23 protein-coding genes are annotated in these 26,890 nt (G+C 61.5%); 12 read left to right on the forward strand and 11 right to left on the reverse strand.

Features of this window, described 5'->3' with window-relative positions; all coding sequences use genetic code 11:
• The first annotated feature begins 123 nt into the window (after positions 1–123).
• The gene (locus tag VOY09_RS16100) at positions 124–1,419 is read left to right on the forward strand and encodes an O-acetylhomoserine aminocarboxypropyltransferase/cysteine synthase family protein (RefSeq protein ID WP_322895307.1); all 1,296 of its coding nucleotides are present in this window, start codon (positions 124–126) and stop codon (positions 1,417–1,419) included.
• Positions 1,420–1,656: 237 nt separating this feature from the next.
• On the opposite strand, the gene VOY09_RS16105 is transcribed toward VOY09_RS16100, so the two are convergent.
• On the reverse strand, positions 1,657–2,898 hold the full coding sequence (locus VOY09_RS16105; RefSeq protein WP_322895308.1) for a saccharopine dehydrogenase family protein: 1,242 nt from the start codon (positions 2,896–2,898) through the stop codon (positions 1,657–1,659).
• Between the two features lie 26 nt (positions 2,899–2,924).
• Positions 2,925–4,019 carry a carboxynorspermidine decarboxylase gene (locus VOY09_RS16110; RefSeq protein ID WP_322895309.1) on the reverse strand — a complete coding sequence of 365 codons (1,095 nt, stop codon included), beginning with the start codon at positions 4,017–4,019 and terminating at the stop codon, positions 2,925–2,927.
• Positions 4,020–4,321: 302 nt separating this feature from the next.
• Between VOY09_RS16110 and VOY09_RS16115 the strand changes: the two genes are divergently transcribed.
• From VOY09_RS16115 to VOY09_RS16125, 3 genes are read left to right on the forward strand one after another with little or no spacing between them, the layout of a single operon-like run.
• Positions 4,322–5,155 (forward strand): UDP-2,3-diacylglucosamine diphosphatase, encoded by an 834-nt coding sequence (locus VOY09_RS16115; RefSeq protein WP_323811293.1) that lies wholly within the window; start codon positions 4,322–4,324, stop codon positions 5,153–5,155.
• Positions 5,152–6,375, forward strand: a complete 1,224-nt coding sequence (locus tag VOY09_RS16120; RefSeq protein WP_322895311.1) for a BtaA family protein — start codon at positions 5,152–5,154, stop codon at positions 6,373–6,375. The genes VOY09_RS16115 and VOY09_RS16120 overlap by 4 nt, the downstream gene beginning before the upstream one ends.
• 3 nt (positions 6,376–6,378) lie before the next feature.
• On the forward strand, positions 6,379–7,020 hold the full coding sequence (locus VOY09_RS16125) for a class I SAM-dependent methyltransferase (protein ID WP_322895312.1): 642 nt from the start codon (positions 6,379–6,381) through the stop codon (positions 7,018–7,020).
• 22 nt (positions 7,021–7,042) lie between these two features.
• Here VOY09_RS16125 and VOY09_RS16130 read toward each other — a convergent pair whose 3' ends face one another.
• From VOY09_RS16130 to VOY09_RS16145, 4 genes are all read right to left on the reverse strand, one after another.
• Positions 7,043–7,813, reverse strand: coding sequence for an NUDIX hydrolase (locus VOY09_RS16130; RefSeq protein ID WP_322895313.1), 771 nt, complete (start codon positions 7,811–7,813; stop codon positions 7,043–7,045).
• 30 nt (positions 7,814–7,843) lie between these two features.
• Entirely contained in the window at positions 7,844–8,923 is a 1,080-nt protein-coding gene (locus tag VOY09_RS16135; RefSeq protein ID WP_322895314.1) for an ABC transporter ATP-binding protein, read from the reverse strand.
• Entirely contained in the window at positions 8,910–10,679 is a 1,770-nt protein-coding gene (locus VOY09_RS16140) for an ABC transporter permease (protein WP_322895315.1), read from the reverse strand. The genes VOY09_RS16135 and VOY09_RS16140 overlap by 14 nt, the downstream gene beginning before the upstream one ends.
• A gap of 73 nt (positions 10,680–10,752) precedes the next feature.
• Positions 10,753–12,822, reverse strand: coding sequence for an extracellular solute-binding protein (locus VOY09_RS16145; RefSeq protein WP_322895316.1), 2,070 nt, complete (start codon positions 12,820–12,822; stop codon positions 10,753–10,755).
• A gap of 317 nt (positions 12,823–13,139) precedes the next feature.
• Between VOY09_RS16145 and VOY09_RS16150 the strand changes: the two genes are divergently transcribed.
• From VOY09_RS16150 to VOY09_RS16185, 8 genes are all read left to right on the forward strand, one after another.
• A complete protein-coding gene (locus tag VOY09_RS16150; RefSeq protein ID WP_322895317.1) occupies positions 13,140–14,126 on the forward strand; it encodes a TAXI family TRAP transporter solute-binding subunit in 987 nt (328 codons plus the stop codon).
• 59 nt (positions 14,127–14,185) lie between these two features.
• Positions 14,186–14,596 (forward strand): DUF1850 domain-containing protein, encoded by a 411-nt coding sequence (locus tag VOY09_RS16155; protein ID WP_322895318.1) that lies wholly within the window; start codon positions 14,186–14,188, stop codon positions 14,594–14,596.
• Positions 14,593–16,602, forward strand: coding sequence for a TRAP transporter permease (locus VOY09_RS16160; RefSeq protein ID WP_322895319.1), 2,010 nt, complete (start codon positions 14,593–14,595; stop codon positions 16,600–16,602). The genes VOY09_RS16155 and VOY09_RS16160 overlap by 4 nt, the downstream gene beginning before the upstream one ends.
• A 349-nt stretch (positions 16,603–16,951) precedes the next feature.
• The gene (locus VOY09_RS16165; protein WP_322895320.1) at positions 16,952–18,037 is read left to right on the forward strand and encodes a TRAP transporter substrate-binding protein DctP; all 1,086 of its coding nucleotides are present in this window, start codon (positions 16,952–16,954) and stop codon (positions 18,035–18,037) included.
• A gap of 5 nt (positions 18,038–18,042) precedes the next feature.
• Entirely contained in the window at positions 18,043–18,558 is a 516-nt protein-coding gene (locus VOY09_RS16170) for a TRAP transporter small permease subunit (protein WP_322895321.1), read from the forward strand.
• 24 nt (positions 18,559–18,582) lie between these two features.
• A complete protein-coding gene (locus VOY09_RS16175) occupies positions 18,583–19,908 on the forward strand; it encodes a TRAP transporter large permease subunit (protein WP_322895322.1) in 1,326 nt (441 codons plus the stop codon).
• Position 19,909: 1 nt separating this feature from the next.
• Positions 19,910–21,496: a gamma-glutamyltransferase family protein gene (locus VOY09_RS16180; RefSeq protein WP_322895323.1), complete on the forward strand. Its 1,587-nt coding sequence runs from the start codon at positions 19,910–19,912 to the stop codon at positions 21,494–21,496.
• 23 nt (positions 21,497–21,519) lie between these two features.
• Complete coding sequence (locus tag VOY09_RS16185; protein WP_322895324.1) at positions 21,520–22,323, forward strand: sulfite exporter TauE/SafE family protein; 804 nt, start codon at positions 21,520–21,522, stop codon at positions 22,321–22,323.
• Here VOY09_RS16185 and VOY09_RS16190 read toward each other — a convergent pair.
• From VOY09_RS16190 to VOY09_RS16210, 5 genes are all read right to left on the reverse strand, one after another.
• Positions 22,286–22,978 (reverse strand): GntR family transcriptional regulator, encoded by a 693-nt coding sequence (locus VOY09_RS16190; protein WP_322895325.1) that lies wholly within the window; start codon positions 22,976–22,978, stop codon positions 22,286–22,288. The two genes, VOY09_RS16185 and VOY09_RS16190, sit on opposite strands and share 38 nt — an antisense overlap.
• Before the next feature lie 105 nt (positions 22,979–23,083).
• Positions 23,084–23,863: a heme ABC transporter ATP-binding protein gene (locus tag VOY09_RS16195; RefSeq protein WP_322895326.1), complete on the reverse strand. Its 780-nt coding sequence runs from the start codon at positions 23,861–23,863 to the stop codon at positions 23,084–23,086.
• A complete protein-coding gene (locus tag VOY09_RS16200) occupies positions 23,863–24,930 on the reverse strand; it encodes an iron ABC transporter permease (RefSeq protein ID WP_322895327.1) in 1,068 nt (355 codons plus the stop codon). The genes VOY09_RS16195 and VOY09_RS16200 overlap by 1 nt, the downstream gene beginning before the upstream one ends.
• Complete coding sequence (locus VOY09_RS16205) at positions 24,930–25,784, reverse strand: heme/hemin ABC transporter substrate-binding protein (protein ID WP_322895328.1); 855 nt, start codon at positions 25,782–25,784, stop codon at positions 24,930–24,932. Before VOY09_RS16205 ends, VOY09_RS16200 begins: the two co-directional genes overlap by 1 nt.
• A complete protein-coding gene (locus VOY09_RS16210; RefSeq protein ID WP_322895329.1) occupies positions 25,781–26,821 on the reverse strand; it encodes a hemin-degrading factor in 1,041 nt (346 codons plus the stop codon). Before VOY09_RS16210 ends, VOY09_RS16205 begins: the two co-directional genes overlap by 4 nt.
• Between the last annotated feature and the right edge of the window lie 69 nt (positions 26,822–26,890).

Consider the following 26,890-nt stretch of genomic DNA (forward strand, 5'->3'; position numbering starts at 1 on the left):
GGGTCAAATTGAGAACAACACAGCGACGATAAAGTAGTAGATATGTCCCGACCTGACGGAAGGATCACCCGTGTCAGGACGATGCGGTCCACGCCGCAGAATATTCAGAAGGAGGAGAAGATCATGACATCGAAACATCCCGAAACACTCGCCCTGCATGCCGGATGGCGGGCTGATCCAACCACGGGGTCGGTACAGCCACCGATCCATCAGACGACATCGTTCCAGTTCAAAAGCGCCGATCACGCCTCTGCCCTTTTCGCGCTAGAGGAATTGGGGCCGATCTATACCCGTATCGGCAACCCGACCAATGACGTGCTGGAGCAGCGGCTCGCGGCCCTGGAAGGCGGCGCCGCAGCGCTTGTGCTGGCGTCGGGTCAGGCGGCCTCGGCGCTGGCGGTTCAGAACCTTGCGCGGGTCGGTGACAATATCGTCAGCTCCACCGCGCTTTATGGCGGCACATGGAATCTTTTTGCCAATACGCTGAAGGATCAAGGGATCGAAGTGCGCTTTGTCGATCCCGCCGACCCCGAAGCCTTTGCCAGGGCCACGGATGACCGCACCCGCGCCTATTACGCCGAAACCCTGCCCAACCCCAAACTGGAGGTGTTCCCGATCGCCGAAGTCGCCGAGATCGGCAAACGCTTTGGCATCCCGCTGATCGTGGACAACACCGCAGCACCGCTGCTGACGCGGCCATTCGATCATGGCGCAGCGATCATCGTCTATTCCACCACCAAATATCTGGCCGGACATGGCAACAGCATCGGCGGCGCGATCATCGACAGCGGCACTTTTGACTGGGAAGCCTTTCCCGCACGCCAGCCTGCGCTGAACACCCCCGACCCCAGCTATCACGGTGCAATCTGGGTCGAGGCTGTGAAAGCGATTGGCCCCGTCGCCTATATCATCAAAGCGCGCACCACATTGCTGCGCGATCTGGGGGCGTCGCAATCGCCGTTCAACACCTTTCTGACGCTACAAGGGATCGAGACTTTGCCGCTGCGCATCGCGCGCCACAGCGAAAACGCGGCGAAAGTGGCCGATTTCCTGACCACAAGGTCCGACGTCGCCCGGGTGATCTATCCCGGCCTGCAGACAGGGGCGGCCCGCGAACGTGCCGATAAATATCTGACCGGCGGCTATGGCGGGCTTGTGGGCTTCGAACTGACCGGCGGTCGCGATGCGGGGCGGCGGTTCATCGATGCGCTGGAACTGCATTACCATGTCGCCAATATCGGCGATGCGCGGTCACTGGCGATCCATCCTGCCAGCACGACACATTCGCAGTTGACGGCAGAAGATCAGGCCAAGACCGGCGTGACAGACAGCTATGTGCGTTTGTCCGTAGGACTGGAACATATCGACGATATCATCGCGGACCTTGAACTGGGGCTGAATGCTGCCAGTCAGGCCTAACGCGATCAGTTGCAGGCAAGCGTTCACCCCGCAGAAGAAGGCCGCATTGTGACAAACAACGCGCTCATTCGGCGGGGTGACGACAGGTGAACGGGCCGTTTCCATAAGAACGGAATTTGACCTAGTGGTTTGATAATAAACCAGAAATCAGAATATTGCCAATTGGCAACTTTTCCGTTTCCCCGACGGATATCGGCATAGGCAGGGCGGTGACGCCCTGCCACATCTGTCCGACAATCAGGCGTCGCGCCAGGCCCGGTCACCTTTGGCGTCCTTGACGCGGGTCGGCAGGCCGATCTCGTCAAGCAGCGCGAACAGCGGCTCTGGGTCAAGCTCTTCGACATTCAGCATGACGCCTTTGTCGTAGGTGCCATCCGCGATCAGCATCGCGACCCCGACAGGCGGCACACCAGCGGTATAGGAAATGCCCTGACTGCCGACCTCGTTATAGGCGTCTTTGTGGTCGGCGACGTTATAGACAAAAACCTCGACCTCCTGACCATCCTTGGTGCCTTTGACCAGATCACCGATACAGGTCTTGCCGGTGTAATCGGGCGCAAGGCTGGATGGATCAGGCAGCACGGCCTTGACCAGTTTCAACGGCACAACCTCCAGCCCTTCGGCGGTGGTGACGGGCTGTTCGGACAACAGGCCAAGGTTTTGCAGCACGGTAAAGACATTGATGTAATGATCGCCAAAGCCCATCCAGAACCGGATATCGGCATCTGGGTAATTGGCGGCCAGCGAATGCACCTCATCATGGCCGGACAGATAGGCCTTTTGTTTGCCGACGACGGGCAGGTCCCATTCGCGGCCGACCTCGAACATCTTGTTTTCCTGCCATGCGCCTTGCTGCCAGCTATAGACCGTGCCGGTGAATTCGCGGAAATTGATCTCCGGGTCGAAGTTGGTCGAGAAATAGCGGCCATGGCTGCCAGCATTGATATCGACGATATCAATCGACGTGACCTGATCCATGAATTCATCGACGGCAAAGCGCGCGAAGGCATTGACCATTCCCGGATCAAACCCGGCCCCAAGGATCGCGGTGACCCCGGCCTTGGCGCAATCATCGCGGCGTTTCCATTCGTAATTGCCATACCAGGGCGGCGTTTCGCAGATCTTGGTCGGGTCTTCGTGGATGGCGGTGTCGATATAGGCAGCACCGGTCTGGATACAGGCCTCAAGCACCGACATATTCACGAAAGGCGACCCGACATTCAGCACGATCTGCGCGCCGGTTTCGCGGATCAGCGCCGCCACCGCCGCGCTGTCCATCGCATCGACCGCATGGGCGGCGAAAACGCCATCCTGCTTCATCGCGGATTTGTCGTGGACAGAGGCGATAATCGCGTCGCATTTCGCAATGGTCCGGCTGGCAATATGCAGATCACCCAGCACATCATTATTCTGCGCCGCTTTATGTGCGACGACCTGTGCGACGCCGCCAGCGCCGATGATAAGAAGATTGCGTTTCATGTGGTTCAGTACCCTTGTTGTCTGCGTCACGACAATGCGGCGGCGAAATCGTCATAGCCGAAATCGCGCACCAGCCGTATGGTTCCATCCAGTTCGCGGATCGCGATACCCGGCATCTTGACCCCGTTAAACCAGTTCTTCTTGACGATTGTGTAACCGGCAGCATCCTGAAACGAAAGCCGGTCCCCGGCCTGCAAAGGTGCCGGAAAGCGGAATTCACCAAAGATATCGCCCGCCAGACAGGATTTGCCGCAGATCATCCATTCATGATCGCCGGTGTTCGGTGCCATTTTCGCGGATTCGCGGTAGATCAGCAGATCGAGCATATGCGCCTCGACCGAGCTGTCGACGATGGCAAGGTTCTTGCCGTTATGCATCGTGTCCAGCACGGTCACTTCGAGCGTTGCGGCCCCAGTGATCGCCGCCTCGCCGGGTTCCAGATAGACCTGCACACCATAAGTGGCGGCAAAGTCTTTCAACCGCGCGGCAAGCTGGTCAAGCGGATAGCCTTCGCCGGTGAAATGGATACCGCCACCAAGGCTGATCCAATCCATCTTGTGCAGGGTGTCGCCGAAACGATCCTCGATCAGCGTCAACATTTCATCAAAGCGGGCGAAACTGTCGTTTTCGCAATTGTTGTGGAACATCAGCCCGCTGATCTGATCGGCGATACCGGCAATCGCAGCCGGATCATGTTCGCCCAGACGGCTGAATGGGCGCGCCGGATCGGCGAGATCAAAGTCAGAGGTGGACACACCGGGATTGACCCGCAAACCGCGGATATGCCCCTGCGACACGGCGTTGAATTTCGTCAATTGCCCGATGGAATTGAAGATGATCTTGTCGGAACAGGACAGCACCTGATCGATTTCATGATCGGCATAGGCGACGGAATAAGCATGTGTTTCGCCGGGGAATTTTTCACGGCCCAGCCGCACTTCGTAAAGCGATGAAGAGGTCGAACCATCCATATAGTCTGACATGAAATCAAACACCGACCATGCAGCGAAACATTTCAGCGCCAGCAGGCATTTGGCACCGGATGCCTCGCGCAGATAGGCGATCTTTTCCAGATTGGGCAGCAGGCGGGATTTGTCGATCAGATAGTAGGGCGTTTGCAAAACAAAAACTTTCGATAGGCCGGGGCACAGGCGGCAGAGGGGTCTGGGGCGTCGTGATCGCCACGGATGGTTTGCGCGCAGACTACCGCGTCTGGCGCGGGATCGAAAGTGGGCTTTGTCGCCGCTGACGGGTGGCACCATGACGCGCCGGACGAAACCTACAGGATTTGGCTTTGCCACAGGCGCTTTGGCCCAAGCCGTGGTGTTGCAACGGCGCAATGCAACAAAACTGATACGTAACTTTCATCGTTCTGTCATGGCCGCGCGTCATGATTTGGCCATCAGCATGATTGGATCGCGTGATGTCCTTTGACCAGTTACATGCTCCGGACCCGTCGCAAGGACGCACGTTGTTCCTGTCTGACCTGCATCTGGGTGCCTTGTCATCGCATGCAGAGCTTGTGCTGCGGTTTCTGCAACGCCACCCTGCCGATATCTATGTGCTGATCGGCGATATCCTTGATCTTTGGCATCCGCTGCTGCCGCATTGGACAGCGCAGGATCAGGCGGTGATCGACCATTTGCGGGCCCGCGCCAAGGCCGGGGCCAAGCTGATCTATATCCGTGGCAACCATGACCCGGACCCGTCCAAAATCCCGCCGCATGCGTTTTTCGATGCGGTCTATCTGTCGTCCTACATCCACACCACGGCACAAGGCCAGAATCTGCTGGTCGTGCATGGCGACGAGGCTGACAGCCGCCTGATCCGCCTGCATATGATGACCAGGCTGGGCAGTCTGATCGACCACGGTCTGCGCCGCTGTGACCGGGTGTTGCGCAAATTGTCGCGACGCCAGCCACAGGCGCGCAGCCTGATTGACCGGCTGGTGATGGCCTCCAACGCCTTGCGCTATCGCGGGCGGGCTCATGAACGGCGGATTGTCGATCTGGCCCGTGCCAAAGGGCTGGATGGCGTGATCTGCGGCCATTTCCATATCGCGGCACTGCATAATCATTTTGGCCTGACCTATGCCAATTGCGGCGATTGGGTCGACAGCATGACCGCAATTGAAGACCGGGGCGATGGCGTGCTGCGCCGCTTGGGTGGGCGCGACTATGCCTTCAGCCTGCCCAAGACCCGCCCTTTTGCCGGTGATGCCCCCCAGCCCACAACACAGAAAGCGATGTCACAATGACCGATGCCACCAATGTCACGCAGCAACTTGGGGCCGCGGTTTATCAAAACCCGCGCCTGAACCTGACCGGGTTGCACGAACGCCTGTTCGCGCGGTTGTTCGAGGGCTTGGTTTACGCCCAGATCTGGGAAGATCCTGTGGCAGATATGAATGCGATGGCGCTGCCAGCGGGCGCGGATATGATCTGCATTGCCTCTGGCGGCTGCAATGCGATGTCTTATCTGACGACTGATCCGGCCTCTGTCACTGCGGTCGATCTGTCGCCCGCGCATATCGCCTTGCTGCGGCTGAAGGTGGCGGCGGCACAGAATCTTGACCAGACCGAATTCTTTGATCTGTTCGGCCATGCCGACCGGCCCGGCAATCCGGCGCTGATCCGTGACAAGCTCGCGCCGCACCTGGATGCCAAAAGCCGTGCCTTCTGGGCCGCGCGCAGTCTGGGGCGCAAGCGGGCGGCGATGTTCGCGCGCGGCTTTTACCGACATGGCGTATTGGGGCGGTTCATCGGCACGATCCATCTGCTGGCAAAGCTGGCGCGGGTCGATTTCCGCCCGCTGCTGGACGCGCCAACGCTGGACGCGCAGCGCCATTTTCATGCGACAGTGATTGACCCCTTGTTCGACAAACGCATCGTGCGGGTGCTGGCGCGCCAGCGGTCGTCGTTGTTTGGCCTTGGCATCCCGCCTGCGCAATATGACAAGCTCGCCGCTGACGGCGGGGGCGAGGTCATTGCCGTCCTGCGCGAGCGTATCCGCCGTCTGGTCTGCGATTTTCCGGTGAAAGAGAATTACTTTCTCTGGCAGGCGTTCAACCGGGGCTATGCTGCGGCAGAGGATGCCGCCCTGCCGCCTTATCTGGCGCCACAGAATTTTGCGGATATCGCGGCCCGTGCTGACAGGGTCCAGCCCTTGAACCAATCCCTGACCGATCATCTGGCGACGCGGGCCGAGGGCAGTCTTGACGCCTATGTCCTGCTGGATGCGCAGGACTGGATGAATGACGCGCAGCTTGCCGCCCTTTGGGCGCAGATCACACGCACCGCCCGCCCCGGCGCGCGGGTGCTGTTCCGCACGGGCGGCGCTGCCGATATTCTGCCGGGCCGGGTGCCTGCCGATCTGCTGACGCGCTGGCGCTATGATGCGCAGGCATCGGCCCTTGGGTTTGCGCAGGACCGCTCTGCGATTTACGGGGGCGTGCATCTGTATCGCTTTGCAGGTTAAGCCATGGCCGACGCATCGCATGCCGAGTTGATGGATCAGACCTATCGCTATCAGCGGCGCATCTATGACGCGACGCGGGCGTTTTATCTGCTGGGACGGGATCATCTGATCGCACATCTGGACCCGCCCAAAGGCGGAAAGGTGCTGGAAATCGCCTGCGGCACCGGGCGCAATCTTGACCATATCGCGCGGCGCTACCCGGACAGCGTGTTATACGGGCTGGATATTTCAGAAGAGATGCTGCGCAGTGCGCGCGCCAAACTGGGTGACCGCGCGGTGTTGGCGCAGGGCGATGCCTGTCATTTCGACCCAAACCTGCTGTTCGGCGTGGCACAATTTGACCGGATCATCTTTTCCTACAGCCTGTCGATGATCCCCGACTGGACCGGTGCCTTGGCGCAAGCGTTGCAGCATCTGGCCCCGGGTGGCAGCCTGCATCTGGTGGATTTCGGTCGCCAGCACCGGCTGCCCGGTCTGGCAAAGCGGGGACTGAATGCGTGGCTGGCGCGGTTCCATGTCAGCCCGCGCCACGATCTGCCGCAGATCGTGGCGGATCTGACGGCGCGCCACGGGCTGACCCTGCAAGTCACCGACCTGCATGGCAGCTATGCCCAACACGCGGTGCTGGGCCCGCGCAAAGCATAGGACCAGAGGCCGCCGACAAACCTTATACCGGCACGGCGGCAGGATGCCGGGCTATCAGATCCCGCAGGATCAGATAGGAGCTGAACTTGAACTGATCTGGATCGTTCAGCAGGGCTTTGAGGTCGGGCAACGGCAGTCTTGCACTTTCCTCGATCTCGCCATCATGGCAGATTGCGCGGAAATCTTCGGGCAGGGTGAGGTCGTAGATCACCAGCAATTCCTGATGAAAACCACGATCAGACACATATTGCACCGCCATATCGCCGACCCGGCGCAACTGCGCCAGATTCTGCGGTCTGATCCCCGCCTCTTCCCAGCCTTCTTTTTCGGCAGTCTGCGCGATGCTGTATCCGACGGCCCGCCCGCCCGCGATCAGCGTGTCCCAGCGTCCGGGGTTCGAGGGTGCCTGCCGCGCGCGTCTGGATATCCAGACCAGCGGGCCGCTGCCGCCCGCCGTTTCGACCAGCCCGTTGATATGCACCTTTTGCGCCCAGAACCCCAGAATGCGCAGCGCGGACCGGTCCAACTGCGCGACCTCGGCCCCTTGCGGACCCATGGTGACAGGCATCTGTTCATGCCGTGGCGGTTCGATCCAGCGCTGGCGGAACAATTCCTCGCGGATATCCTCCAGCCGGGTGGTCGGATCACCGGCGTGCAGGCTCAGGCGCGCGGTGTCGGCCAGCAAGCCGCGCCGCAGCAAATGGTCGGCGACCGGCATATTCACCGCACCCAAAGGGTCGGGATGGTCGGGAAAATGTAAAGGCCGGAACGCGGTTGCACGATGGTCGGGCATCATTGGTGGCATATCTCCGAAGGTCGTCTATCAAGGCTGGGCGAAAATAACGGCGGCATCGCGGGGGAACCAGATATCGACCTGTGCGCCCTCGGCCAGCCGTTGCGGTGACATCAGGGCCAATGTTGCGTCCCCTGCCAGACCAAGGTCCAGCGTCACGCGCCAGTCGCGCCCTTCGAACAGGCAGCGGCGCACATGGCCGGTCAGGCGGTTTTCGGCAGCGCGGTCCGATGCCTTGCCCAAACTGATGCTGCCCGGATGCAGCATGACATTGACCGCATCGCCGGGTTGCGCCTCGCCAGCCAAGGCAGACCGCGGAAGGGTCACTGGCTGGCCGGCAATGGCCACCACAATGTCGGCCGGATCGGGCGCGGCCAGTAACCGCCCCGGCATCCGCGTGTCATAGCCCGCCAGCGTGGCGATCCAGGCAGACCGTGGCCGCGCGAACAAATCCTGCGGCGGGCCCGATTGTTCGATCTCGCCGGTGCGCATGACGACCAGCAGGTCGGCGAAGGAACAGGCCTCCAGCGGGTCATGGGTGACGTAGAGCACGGTCTTGCCGACGCGGGCAAAGAGATCGGCAAATTCCATCCGCATATCGAGCCGCAGTTGCACATCAAGGTTTGACAAAGGTTCATCCAGCAACAGCAGGTCCGGGTCCGTGGCCAAGGCGCGCGCAATCGCCACGCGCTGTTGCTGTCCGCCTGAAATCTGTGACGGCAGCCGGTCCGCCAATGCCGTGATCTGCATCTGGTCAAGGAGCGCTGCGACCCGCGCGTCACGTTCGGCGCGGGTCAGATGCGTCAGCCCATAGCCCACGATCTGCGCCACCCGCATATGCGGCCACAGCGCGTAATCCTGAAACACCATGTTCAACCGCCGTTTGCGCGCCTCCAGCGCCCAGCCGGGGCCGGACAGTTCCGTGCCCGCCAAGACGATCCGCCCCGCATCGGGCATATCAAGCCCCGCGACCAGCCGCAGGATCGTCGATTTGCCGCAGCCCGACGGGCCGACGATGCAGGCGACCTGCCCTTCCGGCACCGTGAGCGAGACGCCGTTCAGCACTGTCTGGCCGTTGAATGCGCGGGTCAGCCCGTCAAGTGTCAGCATCGGTTGTTCCTTTCGGGGTTTCTGTCTGGATCAGGCGGCGTAGCACAAAGCGGGCGGCGGCGCTGATCCCTGCGATGATCGCCACAGTGAGTCCGCCCGCCAGCAAGGTCGCGGCGGTGGCGGCGCCGAACTCACCTTGTTCAAAGGCGCGGTTGACATAGACTGGCAGCACGTCAAGCCGGGGTGGCCGCAGGATCGAGTTGATCGCAAGGTCGAACATCGCCGCACCAAAGGCGGTCAGCGTGGCCGAGACGAGCGCCGCCGCGATCAAGGGCACGACAATCGTGGCGATCCGCCGCCCCAGACCCGCGCCTTGCAGGGCAGCGGCCTGCAGCATCGTGGCGGGCACCTGCGCCATGGCCCCCAACAGAACCCGCACGGCGATGGGCACCGCACCGGCGATCCCGGCCAGCACAAGGATGAACGGATGGCCGTAAAGCGACAGCCCGGCCCGGTCCATCAAGGGCGCGTTCCAGATGAAGATATAGCCGATCCCCAGCACCACGCCCGGCACCGCAAGGCTGAGCGTGCAGGTCAGGTCAATCAGCCGGTTCAGCCGGAAGCCCGAGAAGGTCATTACATAGGCTGCGGCGGCGGCGATGATGCCAGACCCGATGGCGGCCTGCGCGGCAATCACGGTCGAACTGCGCAAGGCCGACAGAAAGGCACCGCCGGTGTCGAGCACATAGGCGTAATGCCGCAGGGTCAGGTTATCCCAACTGATCCCTTGTGAAATCCGGTCGGTGAAAGACACCATGACGCTGGCCCCGATGGGAATGATCAACGCCAGCAACAGCGCGATCAAGGCGATCCCATTGGGCAGCAACGCAGTATTGCGCGCCGACATGGGTGCCAGTTTCGCCTTGCCCCCCAGAAAATCATAGCGGCGCCGTCGCAGGACGCGGAAATAGGCCATCACTGCCAGCAGCATGATCGCGGTGACGTAGAATGCCATCACCCCTGCCAGATCGAACCGGATCGGTGATTGGTTGATCGCCACATAAATCGCATAGGTCAGGGTCGGAAAGCGGTAGGTCGTGGCCAAGGCCGCAGGCAGGCCGAAATCGCCCAACACGTCGATAAAGATCAGCAAGGCCCCCGACAGCACGGCAGGCAGCAGCATCGGCAGGCGCACTGTCCACAAGACCCGCAGCGGCCCGGCACCGTTCAGCCTTGCGGCATGGGTATAATCATCCATCCGCCATTGCAGCGCGGCAGAGACCGTCAGATAGGCGAAGGGAAAGGATTTCAGACTCATCACAACCGCAAGGCCCCAGGGGTTGAACACCAGATCGGGGACGAAGCCGAGCCCGAACCATTGGTTCGCAAGACCACCCCGGCTGGCGAACAGGATCCAGCCTTGGGCAAGAATGAAAGACGGCAGGATGATGATCGCCCAGGCAGCGATATCCAGCACCGGACCCAGCGCCAGTCGCGAATTATGGCGCAGGATTGCCAGACCGCTGCCCATCAGCCCGCCGATCACGGCAGCGATTGAGGCCAGAAACAGCGAATTCCACAAGGCGCGCCGCCAAAGCGGACGTTCGAAGATTTCCAGCAAGCCACCAAAACCGATGCCCCGGCTTTGGCCGGAAAAAGCGCCCGGCATGAAAGCCTGCAGCAAAACAGCGGCCATCGGGGCCAGAACCAGAATAACCAGCACCAGCACGACAGAAATGCCGAGCCAATCTTCGGGCAGCAGGCGGTGGCGTGGCCGACGATCAGCGGTGGTCGGGGCGGCAGATGTAAGGGTCATGGCAGAATCCTGCGACAAGCTGAGGCAAGGATGGCCGGTCGCCCGGCCATCCGCTGAAAGCCCGTGATGAGCCTTAGTTCAGCGCCTGATCGGCGAACCAGGTCTTGATGTCGGCTTCATGTTCGACGGCAAAATCATCCGAGGCGACAAGGTAACGTTGCCCCTCTGGCGGGCCATCGGGCCGACGTACGGCACCTGTGACAGTCGGTTCAAACTTGCCGTCCGACGGGATCGCTGCGGCCAGATGGCTTTGCGTGTCGGGTTCCAGCAGCCAGTCAACGAAGGCTTTCGCCGCTTCTGGCCGCGCTGTGCTGGCGCTGATGCCGACACCGCGCACTACGCCGGGCGCGCCATCTTCGGGCCAGACGACGCTGACCGGCACTTCGCCTTCGGCCATCACCGTATAGGCGACCTGCGAGGTGATCAGCGCCAGCGAGATATCGCCCGAGGCCAAGGCAGCGCCTGTCGGCCCGTTGGTGCGGAACACCCGCATGCCATTTTCAAAGAAGCTGGTGAACAGATCGCGCGCGCCTTGATCACCCAGTTCTTCAAAGAATTGCGCGACGCAAGGATAGGCCGGGGCCGCGACTGCCGGATCGGCCATACCGAATTGCCCGTTGAAACGCGGATCGGCCAGATCGGCAAAAGCGGTTGGCGGTGTCTCGACCAGATCGGTCCGGTAAAGCATCACGCAGGAGGCGGCGAGACCAATGGGGAACCATGACCGGTTTTCGGGCAGATAGGTCTGACCGATCTCGTTGAGGTTGCCGAGATTGGCAGGTTCCACCCCGCGCAGCAAAGCCTCTTGCTGGTCGAGCATGTGGAAGGTGTAGGAGCCGTTGAAGATCAGCACATCCCATTGCGGGTTGGCGGCTTCGGCGGCGATCCGGGCGAGGATTTCACCACCCGACATCTGCACGACATCAACCTCGCGGCCGGTGTCGGCCTCGAAACGGTCGGTGATCGCGCCTTCGAAATCATTGGTATAAAGCACAAGCGGGCCTGCCGCATCCTGTGCTGCCACGGGCAGGGCAAGAGCGGTGGCAGTGGTCAGGGCTGCCGTGCCGAGAACTGTCTGGAAAGGGGTCATGGGCATGTCACTTTCGGTACTGTTGCTGGATGGCGCAGGGCCGTGTGACCCCGGGCGCATCTGTGGGCTAAGCCGCCCATGCGTCAGTTTTGTAACAACGCCCGGAGGCAATTCCGGAACATGCGGTTCCTGTTTCGGAACCTGTTGACCGAGCGAAAGAATATCAGATTTCACCTGCAAGGCGATCTGATCGGCACAATAGCGCAGGGTGGCGTTCATGTTTTGCCGGGATGGTGTCAGCAGGGTGACGGCCACGGCAGGACCCGTCCAGTCAGGCAACAGGCGGCGCAACGCCCCGCTTGCCAGCGCGTCACGGGCGACGAATTCCGGGACCAATACCAGACCCTGAGCCTCCAGCCCGGCCTGCACCAGCACCGCCGCATTGGCTGTGATCAGCCGTGGCGGGGTGGTCAGCATTTCAACCTGTCCGGCTGCATTTGACAACAGCCCGGTTTCGGGGCGGGCATCGATTCCGTAAGCCAGCAGATCATGTGCCGCCACATCGGCGGGGGCGAGTGGCGTGCCATATTTGACCAGATAGGCCGGTGCGGCAACAAGGATCAGCGGATTGCGGCAGATCCGCCGCTGGATCAGCGCGCTGTCACGCAGGCTCCAGGCATGGGCGCGCAGCAACAGATCGCTGGGGTCGCTGACCGGGTCGGGGTCACGCTCGGACACGTCGAGCGTGAAGGACAGGCGCGGATGCGGCCCGGTCAGCGCCGTCAGATAGTACGGCAGGCGCGCCGCGATCAAGGAGGTCGCGCTGAGCATGACCTGACCCGCGATATCCTGCCGGGCGCGCAGCAGCCGGTCTTCGGCGTCGCGGGCGGCCTGCACGACCCGCAGGCCGAGATCATAGGCGTCCTGCCCGGCGGGTGTCAGTGTAAACGCCTCGCCGCTGCGGATGATCAGACGGGTTTTGAGCTGCGCTTCCAATCCGGCCAGACGGCGGCTCATCGTGGATTTTGGCAGGTTCAGCGCGCGCCCGGCTTTCAGGATGCCCTGATGTTCGACGATGGCCACAAACAGCCGCAGGTCGTTCAGATCAAGCATGCGGTCCCCTTCCGTCCGTCGTACCGTCCACAGGTCCGATCTGCGCCACGCCCATCCTGCCATTGGTCGGTGATGTCGCGCAATGATCCGCGCGGTTAGCGGGCGGACGTAACGCCGGCATGACAGCAGGCGGATTTTCCGGACCATTGCGCGGCTGCGCCTGCCATGCTGCCGGCCATACTGGGGGGTGATTCCGCCAAGGTCGCATTTTTATTGCAAGACCCATCCACTTTTGGTTTCAAATGCCGCAGTATGATCAGGTTGCGGCGTGACACAGGCCACGCCTTGCGACCAAATGTCTATAATGGGAGGACAATATGCTACATCACAAACTTCAGGGCCCGAAGGGTCTGATCGGATCAGCGGCGCTGATCGCCATGAGTTTTGCCGCGCCCGCAGTGGCGCAAGAGCAGCTGTCGATCGCCACCGGCGGCACCGGCGGTGTTTATTATCCGATCGGCGGCGGTCTGGCCGAGATCATCAACAACAATGTCGAAGGCTATTCGGCGACCGCTGAAGTCACCGGCGCCTCGGTCGAGAATATGGGCTTGATCGCGACAGGTGATGCGGATCTTGCGATCGCGCTGGCCGATACGGTGTTGCAGGCCTATACCGGCACCGGCCCGTTCGACGGGCAGCAATTGCCGATGGTGCGCGGCCTTGCATCCGTTTACGCGAATATGGTGCAGATCGTTGCGCTGGAAAGCAGCGGCATCACATCGCTGTCTGATATCGTCGGCAAGCGCGTGTCAATCGGTGCGCCGGGTTCCGGGACCGAGGTCAATACCGCCGCGATCCTGCAATCCAACGGCATCACCTATGATGATATCGACGAACAGCGCCTGAACTTCAACGAAACCGCCGATGCATTGAGCAATGGCGATATCGATGTGGGCTTTTGGTCTGTCGGCGCGCCGACCTCGTCGATCCTGAACCTTGCGACGACGCAGGATATTGTCATGATCACCTTGACCGAGGAAGAACTGGCCAATGCGATGGAGGCTGATCCGACTTTCGCGCTGACCACCCTGCCCGGCGGCAGCTATACCGGTGTGGATGAAGACACCGCCGTTCTGGCCATTCCCAATGTGCTGACAGTGTCATCCGAGATGTCCGATGATCTGGCTTATGCGCTGACCAAGGCGATGTTCGACAACATCGCCGATCTGCAAGCGGTGCATCCGGCGGCGAATGAAACCACGGTTGAATTCACCATGACAGCAACACCTGTGCCGCTGCATCCCGGCGCTGTGCGTTACTACGAAGAAGCAGGGGCCGAAATCCCGGACCGTCTGCTGCAATGATCCTGAGGATTGGAGGAGGGCTTTGCGCCCTCCTTCTTTTTCTGGCACCTGTTTCCGCGATGGCCGATGCGCTGATCGCGACGCGTGATGACGGCAGCGAAATTGCACGCTTTTCGGTCCCGGAAGGCAGCGGCTGGTGCGTCTTGTGGCATCATTCCGTGCGCGGCTTTGAGGTGTCGGATTGTTATGAGAACCGGGATGGCGCTATGGTGCTGGTCTGGGCGCATCTGCCGGATTTTGCGGCGGGGCTGGATCACATCCCCGGTCGCGGGCGGCAGGTGTCAGATGGGCAGGGTGGCTATTTCATCCTTGATATTGACGAAAGCGTCATCGGGAATGCCTATGTGCTGCGCCCCGGTGCCGGGGCAGTTGATCACCGGCTTCGGGTGGGGGATGATGTCATCTCTCTCTCGGCAGTAGCGGCGCGCGAACGCGTCACGATTACTTTGACAGGGAACACCGATAAATGACCACGGATACTGACACCCCATCGCAGGTCGCCCCGGCACCCTGGTTTGTGCTGCGCGCCATTGCTGTCGTCGGGATCGCGCTGTCGCTGTTCCAGCTTTATGCCGCTGGTGTGCAACCTTTGGGCCTTTTCTTTCAACGACCCATTCACCTTGGTTTCATTCTGGTCTTGTGTTTTCTGATCTATCCGGCCTTTGGCAATCAGCAGCCACGCGGCCCGCTGGGCTGGGCCATTGATGGCGTATTGATCCTGTGCGGCATCGCGGTCGGGGCGTGGTTGCCGATGAATATCGAGACAATCGCCAACCAGATTTTCCCGCGTCAGATCGATATCTGGATGGGTATTCTGACGATCATCGTCGTGTTGGAAGGCGCGCGCCGGGCTGTCGGCCTTGGCATGACGATCATCGGCGTGTTCTTCCTTGCCTATGCCTTTGCAGGCAGCAGGGGCGAATTGCCGTTTCTGGCCGATTGGATGCCCGGTATCCTGAACCACCGTGGCTATTCGCTGGACCGTGTCGCCAGCCAGATGACACTGGGGGCGGAAGGGATCTTTGGCCTGCCGCTGGGTGTGGCTGCGACATTCGTGTTCATCTTCGTGCTGTTCGGCGCGTTTCTGGAAGCCACCGGCGCGGGCAAGTTTTTCATTGACCTTGCCTATGCTGCGACAGGCCGTCAGCGCGGCGGCCCGGCCAAGGCGGCGGTCATTGCCTCGGCAGGGATGGGGTCGATTTCAGGCTCTGCGATCGCAAATGTGGTCACCACGGGTGCTTTCACCATCCCGCTGATGAAAAAGCTGGGCTATCGCCCGGCGCAAGCGGGCGGGATCGAAGCTGCTGCCTCGACCGGCGGGCAAATCATGCCGCCGCTGATGGGGGCCGGTGCCTTCCTGATGTCGGAGTTCACGCAGGTGCCTTATGTCGACATTGTGCTGGTGTCGATCTTTCCGGCATTTTTGTATTTTGGCGTGGTCTATCTGTTGGTCCATATCGCCGCTGTAAAGCAAGGCATGACAGGGCTGCCGGCAAGTGAGCTGCCGCGCGTCCGCGAGGTTCTAGCCGAAGGCTGGCATTTCCTTTTGCCGCTTGTGGCATTGGTCGTTCTTTTGGTTGCGGGCTATTCGCCGATGCGGGTCGGGTTCTATGCAATCCTGTCGGTCATGGCTGCGGCCGCGGCGCGCGCGCTGTGGAGTTTCGCGGCCAATGACCCCAGTGCTGGCGGCTTTGTCGCGATGTGCCGTCGGGGGATCGTGTTGACACTGAATGCGCTGGAACTGGGCGCGCGCAATGCGGTTGCTGTGTCCATGGCCTGTGCTGTCGCGGGGATTATCGTCGGCATCGTCGGGTTGACCGGGCTTGGTCTGAAATTCTCGGCCATGATGATCGCGTTTTCGGGTGGCAATCTGGTGCTGGCACTGCTTTTGGTGCTGATCGCCAGCCTGATCCTGGGCATGGGCCTGCCCGTCACCGCGGCCTATATCGTGTTGATCATTCTTGTCGGCCCTGCGCTGACCAATGAATTCGGCGTGCCGCTGCTGATCGCGCATCTGGTCGTGTTCTGGTATTCGCAGGACAGCAACGTGACACCGCCCGTGGCCCTTGCCGGTTTTGCAGGTGCGGCGATTGCGGGGTCCAAACCGATGGAAACCAGCATTCAGGCCTGGAAATATGCCAAGGGGCTGTATCTGATCCCCTTGTTTATGGTGTTCAATGAGGAAATCATCCTTGGCGGTCCGTTGCCCTTGGTGCTGTGGAGCGGGGCCATCGCCATTCTTGGTCTGGTCGCCTTTGCCGCCTTGCTGGAAGGTTTTCTGTGGCGGCCCATGGCAATCTGGGTGCGTGTGCTGTTGCTGCCGGGTGTGGTCGCCCTGTTCTGGCCGGACCTGATGGTGGAGATTGCCGGTGCGATCCTGATCATCATCCTGTTGACCCACAACTGGATGCAGGCCCGAAACGACGGTACAGCTGCGGACACTCTGGCACCCCCCGGCAGCGCACGACAAGGGTAGCGTCACGCGGCGCTGCGCAGCGAGTCGATGAAGCCGATAGGCTGGTTTGTTCTGGCTGTCCGCGGAGCAGGCGGCAGAATGGTCCCAGTGAGGTGTCAGCTTACCCGTGCTGCATGCGTCATCACGTGACTCGAAATGGCATGAAACGCATCTGCGAACCACAGCATCATCAGTTTTCGGATGCCCACAATGTGTTCAATCCTCATCTGCTTGCACAAATTGTATACAATCATGCCGCAGGGCAGAAAAGTTCTTTTCAGTTTCAGGACAGGTTCAACCGGCTGACCTAGCGTTCGAGACACGCCGCTGCCGTGCAGCATGTTTCTTGATCATCAGAAAGGACGTCACCGTGGACCGACGCAAGTTTCTTTCCGCCTCTGCCCTTGTTGCAGGCGCTGGTATCACCGCCCCGACAATTGCCCGCGCGCAGGACAGTTTCAACTGGCGCATGACCAACAGCTATGGCCCGACCGCGCCGTTCTATTCGGTCGGCCCCGGCAGCCCGACAGATATGATCGAGAAAATCCGGATCATGTCCGGTGGACGGTTGAGCATCGAACATTACGGTGCAGGTGAGTTGATCCCCGCCTTTGAAGGCTTTGATGCCGTCCAGCAGGGCGTGGTCGAGATGAACGCCTCCAACAGCTATTTCTGGTCCGGCAACGTCTTTGCCGCGCAATATTTCACGACTGTGCCGTTTGGTATGTCGTTCATGGGTCATATGGCCTGGCTGTTTCACGGTGGCGGGCTGGAATTGTGGCAGGAAGTCTATGAGCCTTTCGGCCTTGTTGCTTTCCCGATGAATTCGACCGGCGTGCAGATGACAGGCTGGTTCCGCGAACCTGTGGAATCGCTGAGCCAGTTGAACGGGCTGCGGATGCGCATTCCGGGGCTGGCTGGTCGTGTTTATGCCTCGCTCGGCGTCGATACCCGCTTGCTGCCGGGGGGTGAGATTTTCCCCGCCCTCGAACGCGGCGTGATTGATGCGGCGGAATTTGTCGGGCCTTATCAGGACCGTGCCTTGGGTCTGCATCAGGCGGCGAAATTCTATCACACCTCGGGCTGGCACGAACCGGCAACGACAGGTGAATTGCTGATCTCCAAAGCTGCATGGGACAGCCTGCCCGAAGATCTGCAGATGATCGTGCGGCAAGCCAGCCAAGCTGCCTGTCTCGACAGCCTGCTGTGGTCAGAATCGGTGAATGGTGCCGCGCTGACCGATCTGGTCACCAATGAGGGCGTCACCGCAGCCCCCCTGCCCGCCGAGGTGATCGCCGCCCTGCGCGAAGCCACGCTGGATACATTGGAAACCGAGGCGAATAATTCCGAGATCACCCGCAAAGTGCATGACAGCTACTTCGCCTTCAAAGCCGATCACGATGGCTGGGCGAAGATCAGCGAAGTGTCGTGGTTCAACAACATTCTGGAGTTTTGACCCAAATGGCACCGGCCGTCTTGCGTTTTGTTCTGGGGCTTGAGCAGATTGTCAGGCTGTTCGGCATTATTGCGGCCTGGCTTTGTCTGGCGCTGGTGCTGCTGGTGGCGGGTGATGTTTTCGCCCGCTACCTGTTCGATACTGGCGCCGTCTGGGCGCAGGAACTGCAATGGCATCTGATTTCGCCCATCGCGCTGTTTGGCATGTCCTATGCCTTGTTTTCGGGTGAACAGGTGCGGGTAGATGTGCTTTATGAGCATTTCTCACCGCAGCTCCAGCGGATCGTTGAGATCATCGGCGGGCTGCTGATCATCGCATTGGGCGTTTTGCTGGTCAAACTTTCATGGGGCTGGGTCGGCATGTCCTACACGCGCGGCGAAGGATCGCCCAATCCCGGCGGTCTGCCGTTTCGCTATCTGCTCAAGGCGATGATCCCGCTGGGGTTTGCCCTGCTGACCTTGCAAGGCGTGGCGCATGTGCTGCGTCACGCTTTTGCGCTGCCGCCGCGCGACCCGGCTTAAATATCCGCATTCAAGGTAAATCTCATGTCTCCTATGGAACTTCTGGCGATCGCGATGATCGCTGCCTTTTTCGTGTTGCTGATGATCGGCATCCCGGTCGGGATCGCGCTGGCCGGATCGGCGTTCTTTTTCGGCTATCTTGGCTTTGGATCGTCGCTGTTCAACCTGCTGCCGTCGCGCGTCTATGGCGTGGTCACGAATTACACATTGATGGCGATCCCGCTTTTCGTGTTCATGGGGGTCATGCTGGAAAAATCCAAGTTGGCCGAGGAATTGATCGATGTCGTCGGTCATCTGTTCGGCAATATCCAAGGTGGCATGGGTGTGGCGATCATCTTTGTCGGTGTGTTGCTCGGGGCAGCGACCGGAATCGTCGGGGCCACAATCGTCACGATGGGGTTGCTGACATTGCCGACCCTGTTGCGGCGCGGCTATTCCAAGACCGTCGCGACAGGGATGATCGCGGCCTCCGGCACCTTGGGGCAGATCATTCCGCCATCGCTGGTGTTGATCCTGCTCGCCGATATCTTGCAGGAATCCGTGGGCACGATGTTTGCCGCAGCCCTGATCCCCGGGCTGACATTGGCGGGGGTCTATGTCGTGGCGATCCTTGGCTATGCCTGGCTGGTGCCCGGATCGATGCCGCCGATCCCGGTCGATGAACGCCGGGCGCTGTCGCCCATGGCACTGCTGCGCAAGGTCGTGCTGGTCGTTGGCCCACCCGTCGGTCTGGTCATCGCAGTCTTGGGCAGCATCATCGGCGGCATCGCCGCCCCGACCGAGGCAGCATCCATGGGCGCTGTCGGTGCCTTGGCCTTTGTCGCACTATCCGGCAGGCTGACCGGCGCGATGCTGTTTGCTGTCGCACGCTCCACCCTGCTCATCTCGGCCATGGTGTTCTTCATCCTGATCTGCGCGCAGGTCTTTGGCTTGGCCTTTCGCGGTTTGGGAGGTGAAGGTCTGGTCGAGCGGATGTTCGACTGGGTCCCCGGTGGCGTCACCGGCGCGCTGGTATTCCTGATGCTGTTGATCTTCGTGCTGGGTTTCTTTCTGGAATGGATCGAGATCAGCTATATCGCCCTGCCGTTGTTTCTGCCGTTCTTCATGCAGGCGGGTGTTGATCCGGTCTGGCTGGGCATTCTGATCTGTCTGAACCTGCAGACCAGTTTCCTGACGCCACCCTTCGGCTGGTCTTTGTTCTTTCTCAAAGGTGTGGCGCCTGCCGGTGTAACCACGATGGATATCTACAAAGGCGCTATCCCTTTCATCGGTCTGCAATTCATTGCATTGATCATGGTGTTTTTCATGCCAGGTCTCGCGACATGGCTGCCCAATGCGATAGGATGGTAAGATGCTAAGCTCTGCTTATGGTTTCAACGGCGGGTTTTCCGCACCGCACCGCGCCGCCGCCCTTGCCGGGCGTGATATTCTGGCCGCCGGTGGAAGCGCGGTGGAGGCGATGGTCGCCGCTGCCGCCACAATCGCCGTCGCCTATCCGCATATGAACGGGATCGGCGGGGACGGATTCTGGATCATCCACCGTCCGGGCCAAGCCCCCGTCGCCGTCGCAGGCTGCGGGCGCGCGGCAGGGCTGGCCTCGGTCGATTGGTATGCGGATCATGGGATTACCGATGCTTTGCCTGCGCGCGGGCCGTTGGCCGCATTGACCGTACCGGGCACGATTGCGGGCTGGGCAGAGGCATTGAAATTATGCCCCAAAGGCAACCGGCTGCCGCTGGCCGATCTGCTGGCCCCGGCGATTGCTTTGGCGCGCGACGGTGTGGCGGTGACCGAGAACCAAGCGCGCACGACGCGAGAAAAACTTGACGGTCTGCGCGATGTGCCAGGATTTGCCGCGACATTTCTGCATGACGGCGTGGCCCCCAAGGCGGGGCACCGTCTGGTGCAGACCGCGCTGTCGCAGACGCTGGCGCGACTGGCCGAGGCGGGTTTGGATGATTACTATCGTGGCGATCTGGCGCAGACCCATGCGGCGTTTCTGGAACAGGCAGGCAGCCCGCTGCGCAGTGACGACTTCGCCAGTTTCAAGGCGGATGTCGCCCCGCCGCTGACCACGCAAATCAGCGCAGGGCGTTTGTTCAATAGCAATCCGCCAACACAAGGCGTGTCATCGCTGATGATCCTTGCGCTTTTCGACCGGCTGGGCGTGACCGAGGCAGAAGGTTTTGCCCATCTGCACGGCTTGATCGAGGCAACAAAACTGGCCTTCCTGCAACGCAACGCAGAATTGGGTGATCCTGATCATATGGCAGGTCCGGCGCAGGACTGGCTCCTCCCGGCCAAGCTGGATTCATTGGTGGGACAGATCGATCCTGCAAAAGCGCGCCCATGGCCTGAAGTCGCCAAACCCGGCGATACGATCTGGATGGGTGCCGCAGACAAGGACGGCTGTGTCGTCAGTTTCATCCAATCGGTGTTCTGGGAATTTGGATCGGGCCTAGTCTGCCCCGACACCGGCGTGTTCTTCCAGAACCGTGGCGCTGGTTTCAGCCTGACCGCAGGGCCGAACCAATTGCGCCCGCATGCCCGCCCGTTCCACACGCTGAATCCTGCTTTGGCGCAGTTGAATGACGGGCGGGTGCTCGCCTATGGCACGATGGGCGGCGAAGGGCAGCCGCAGACGCAGGCGGCATTGTTCAGTCGATATGCGCTGTTCGGACAGGATTTACAGCAGGCGATTACCGCGCCGCGTTGGTTGCTGGGCAAGACATGGGGCGATGCGACGACCAGCCTGAAGCTGGAAGACCGCTTTGACCCCGCACTGGTAGCCGCACTGCGCTCGGCAGGGCATGAGGTCGAGATCATCCCCGGTTATAGCGATCTTGCCGGGCATGCGGGCGGCGTCGCGGTCTGGCCGGATGGCGTGATCGAGGTTGCCGCCGATCCGCGTTCTGACGGCGCAGCGCTTGGGTTTTGATGATGGATCTGAACTGGGCAGAAATGATCCCCCTGATACTGGGGGTGATGGCGACGGGTGCTGTGGCGGGTGTCTTGTCAGGGTTATTGGGTGTCGGTGGCGGGATCGTCATCGTGCCGGTCCTGTTCTGGGTCTTTGGCTGGCTGGGCCTGCCTGCGGGGCTGGGGATGCAGATCGCGGTTGCTACATCTTTGGTGACCGTCGCCGCCACGGCCTATTCCTCGGCCAAGGCGCATCACGCGCGTGGTGCGGTCGATATCGGCATTCTGCGGCTCTGGGCACCGTTCATGGCGATTGGGGCGCTGGCGGGTGGCGCGCTGGCCGGAGTAGTTTCCGGTCGCGCGCTGCTGGCTTTGTTCGGGATCATCGCCCTGCTGGTCGCCTGGAATATGGCGCGGCCCAAAACCCGTATCCTTGCCTCTGCCCTGCCCGCAAAACACGGCGTGCAACCGGCGATGGCCGGCGCTGTCGGTCTGATCTCGGCGATGATGGGGATCGGGTCGGGGACCTTGGGTGTGCCATTGCTGACTGCGTTTTCGGTGCCGGTACATCGCGCGGTTGGCACGGCAGCAGCCCTGGGGCTGGTGATCGGCGTGCCTGCGTCGCTGGCGATGATCGTGGCCGGTCTGGGCGTTGATGGCAGACCGCCGTTTTCGCTGGGCTATGTGAACTTTGCCGCGGTTGCGCTGATCCTGCCGCTGTCGATCACTTGCGCACCGCTGGGCGCAAGGATCGCCCATGCATTGGAACCTGTCTGGATCAAAAGGGCCTTTGCGGTATTCCTGCTGATCACATCGGTCCGAATGCTTCTTTCTGCTTTTGCTTGACCGGATCTTTGTCCGGCCAATGCAAGAGCATCGCTTTCGCCGCGCTGGTCAGATGCCGGCGCAGGGCCTTGTCGGCGGCAGGGCCGTTGCGTTCCATCACCGCCTCGACAATCTGGAAATGTTCACGGTGCGAACGCGGAATGCGGGTTTCATCCGCCAGCTGCCGCCGCCGGAAAGGCGCCAGTTTCAGGCGCATCGCCTCTGCAATCGCCTGAAATTCGCTGTTGCGTGCGCCGCGGTAGATCAATTGGTGAAACGCTGTATTCGCCTGTTCGTAGGCCGCCACATCGTCGCCCAGCACAAGGCGGCCCATGTCTTCATGTAAGGCCTGCAGCGTGACCCTTTCTTCCATGCTCATCCGCTCGGCGGCAAAACGACCACAAAGCGCCTCGACCTCGCCCATCGCCTCGAACAATTCGTTGATCCGGTCGCGGGTGATCTCGGTCACAACTGTGCCGCGAAACGGGATGCGCGTCACCAGAGCCCGCGAAACAAGGATTTGCAGGGCTTCGCGGACGGGGGTGCGCGATACCTCATAGCGGTCCGCCAGCGACATTTCATCAAGATGGGTTCCCGCCGCCAGTTCGCCTGCGATAATGGCGGCCTCCAGCTTTAACGCTATGGTTTGTCCCAAAACATTGCGTCGTCGTGTCACTGATCCTGCTCCCTCAATCGGACGGCTTTGGTGCGCCCGAAATGGCAAGGCGTAAGACAACCCTATGATGCATGTGACACGAAGTGAAGTCTGACGGCGCCCTGCTCACCCCCAGAGGCCATGCGGCAGCACGAATGTCGCCGCAGCAGGCGGAAGTTGGTTGGCTGTGATCGCACAGCCATAGGCCCGCGCCAGCCCCGGCCCGCCGATCACGCGCGCAGGCGGACCTGAATCGAGCAATTTGCCGTCATGGATCAGCCAGATATCATCGGCGACCATCGCGGCAAGGTTCAGATCATGCAGCACCATCACAACCCCGCCGCCGGCATCGGCAAAGCGCCGCAGCACCCGCATGACCCCGATCTGATGCGCGATATCAAGGCTTGCCACCGGCTCATCCAGAAACAGCCAGCGTGCGGTGCCATTCTGCACCGGGTCCCAGACCTGCACCCGCACGCGCGCCAGTTGCACACGTGCCTGCTGCCCACCGGAAAGCTCCTGATAATAGCGCCCGGAAAAGCCGGTCAGATCAACCTCGGCCAAGGCGCGGGCGATCAGGTCGGTCCGGTCCGCTTGCGTGCCGCTGGTCAGCCCCAGCCGCACCACCTCGGCCACGGTAAACGGAAAGGCGAGCGTTGCTGCCTGCGGCAGCACCCCGCGCCTTGCGGCCAATTCCCAAGGTTTGAGTTTCGCGAGATCCTGACCATCCAGCGCGATCTGGCCATGATAGGGTACATCACCGGAAATCGCACGCAGCAGTGTTGTTTTGCCCGACCCATTCGGCCCGATCACCGCGATGATGCGGCCGGGGGCGGCGCTGGTGTCGATCCCGTGCAGGACCGGATTGCGGCCAAGCGCCACTTGCAGGTTCCGGATCGTCAGCATCACATATCCACCAAGCCACGGCGGCGCAGCAGAATCCACAGGAACACCGGCGCGCCGATGACGGCGGTGACGATCCCGATGGGTAATTCCGCAGGCGTAATGATACTGCGCGCGATCAGATCGGCCAGCAGCAAAAGGATCGCCCCCAGCAAGGCGGCATTGACCAGCAGATAGCGGTGGTCCGGCCCGGTCGCCAGCCGCAGCAGATGCGGCACGACGATGCCGATAAAGCCGATGCCGCCGGACACGGCGACGGCGGCTCCGGTTGCGGCAGCGACGGTCAGGATCGCCACATGCTTGACCTGCTGCACCGGAAGGCCAATGTGATGCGCCGCAGCCTCGCCCAGTGACAACCCGTTCAGCCCACGCGAAAGGAAAGGTGCAGCGACCAGCGCCAGCAGCATCACCGGACCTGCCGCCGCAATCTTGGGCCATGACGCGCCGCCCAGCGACCCCAGCCCCCAAAAGGTCAGATCGCGCAATTGCCGGTCATCGGCGATATAGACCAGAATGCCGGTCGCCGCCCCCGCCAAAGCGCCCAAAGCGATCCCTGCCAGCAGCATGGTCGCCGTCGATGTCCGCCCGGCGCGGGTGGAGACGCGGTAAAGCACCAGTGTCGAGATCCAGCCGCCCAGAAAAGCCGCCACCGGCACCATCTGCCAGCCAAGTGTTGCCACGACCCAAGCCGGGGCGAACCCGCCCAGCACGATCGCCAGCACGGCACCCAGACCTGCGCCTGCACCCACACCGACCAACCCCGGATCGGCAAGCGGATTGCGGAACAGGCCTTGCATGACAGCGCCGCCCACAGCCAAAGATGCGCCGACCAGCACGCCGGTCAGCATCCGGGGCAGGCGGATTTCCCACAGGATCAGCCTGTCGCGGTCCGGCAAAGCCGCGCCCGACCACCAGGCTTGCAGCAGATCACCAAGATGCACACCCGATGCGCCATGCGACAGGCTCAGCAGGCAGGTGATCACCAAGAGCACGGCCAAGCCATAAGCCACCAGCCTTGCGCGCGGGCTGCGGTCGCCGGGCAGGGCGGCGCTGAAATCAATCGCGACCATCAGCCGTCACTCTGTGCTGTCAGCGCGCGGAAATGCGCGGTCAGCTCCAACGCGGCCTCGCCCGTGCGCGGGCCAAAGCCCAGCAGGTAAAGGCCATCCATCGTCACGACGCGCCCTTCCGCACCGGCATTGGTCAGCCGGAGTGCGGGATGAGCGGTGATATCGGCCAACGACACTTCATGATCGCCACCGCGATCCATCATCAGGATCAGATCGGGGGCGGCGGCAATCGCTGCCTCATCGGTCAGGGGTTTGTAGCCGTCCAGATCGGTCACGGCATTGATCCCACCGGCGAGTTCGATCATTGCCGCGGCTGATGATCCCGCGCCGCCGACCAGCAAGCGCCCGCCCTGCATCGACAGGATGAACATCACACGGGGGGCCTCGGGCAAGGCATCCCCTGCGGCGCGCGCCTCTGCCAGTTTGGCCGCGACAGAATCTTGCAACGCCTGTCCGGCCTCGGGCAGGGCGAGCGCTTCGGCCACGGCGGCGATCTTGGTACCGACCCCATCGGGGTCGAGTGCTTGCGGCACCATCACCAGCGGAATGCCGGTGCGGTTCAGCACATCAAGCACTTCGGGCGGCCCGGCGTCATGTTCGGCGATGATCATATCGGGGTCCATCGCGATCAGGTTTTCGGCAGACAGGGCGCGGACATAGCCGATATCAGGCAAGGCTTCGACAATCTCTGGATAGGTTGAGGTCGTATCGCGCGCGATCAGCCGGTCGCTGGCACCAAGCGCATGGATGATTTCTGCAACCGACCCACCCGCCGCGATCACGCGGCTGGGGCTGTCAGCATAAGCGGCAGGGGCGAGCGTCAGGGCTGCGGCAAGAATGGCATACCGGATCATGCCATGACCCCGCCTGCCAAAGTATCAGCCAATTGATCCCAGCCTTTGGTATCGGTCGCGGCCTCGGCGCGTTTGCCAAAGATTTGCAGGATCAATTGGCCATCGGCATCAAACGCCTCGACCGAGATTGCGTCACCGCGTTTGCTGGGTTTGCGCACCAGCCAGACCTCGGCCACTTTGTCAGCGCGCAGATGCAGGTTGAAACGCGGGTCGAGCACATTGAACCACGGACCCATCGGTTCGAGACGCTGCACGGTGCCGGAATGGATCTGGATACAGCCGCGATTGCCGACAAAGATCATGATCTGCAAGGCCCGTGCTGCGGCCTGATGCAGGGCATCCTCCAGCGCGGTGACCGGCAATTGCACGGCCCAAGGCGCGCCGATGGACCGGTTCGCGCCAAGCCGGTCGAAATTCAGCCTTTTGGTCAGCGGAACGAATTGATGGGTATCGGTCATGGCGACCCAATGGCTGCGCAGCTCGTCCAGTTTGTCCACGTTCACGCGGACAGGTTCAACGATGGCGCGGGGGTCCAGATCAAAAGGCGCGTCATCGGCGAGGGCCAGATCAGCGACCAAAGCATCAAAAGCCGCGATGTCGGAGTCTGGCCCAAGGTGGATCTTATGCACCGCATCCCCTGCGGCATCAAACACTTGCAAGCTGCGTTTGGTGCCATCGGCCCCGGCGCGTTCCACCGCGAAAGCATGGACCCAATGGCGCGGGAAAATCCGCAGGTCGATATCATCGCCCAGCACCATCGCCGCATGAGCCCCCGCGTGAAACCCGGTATAGATGCCGCGCCGTTCATGCACGCAATGGTCATTGCGGGTCAGCGCCATGACATCGCCCAAAGCTTCGACCCGTGGCAGCAATTGCGCAGGGTCCGCCACAATGCGGCGCACGCCGTGGCCCAGATCGGCGGCCAGGATTTCCGCCTCGCGGATGCCAAGGCTTTCAGCCAAGTCACGTTCGCGCATTTTGGGTTTATCGGCGCGCGCGGCGGCAATGGCTTCGGCGCGGCTGGGGGATAGAATCATGGGGTTACCTCCGTTAGGCCCGCCATTGTGGCGGGCGTGGAAGCACCAGGTCCCGGATCTGGCGTTGCC

Source organism: Yoonia sp. 67-2 (assembly GCF_035117555.1).
Lineage (GTDB): Bacteria > Pseudomonadota > Alphaproteobacteria > Rhodobacterales > Rhodobacteraceae > Yoonia.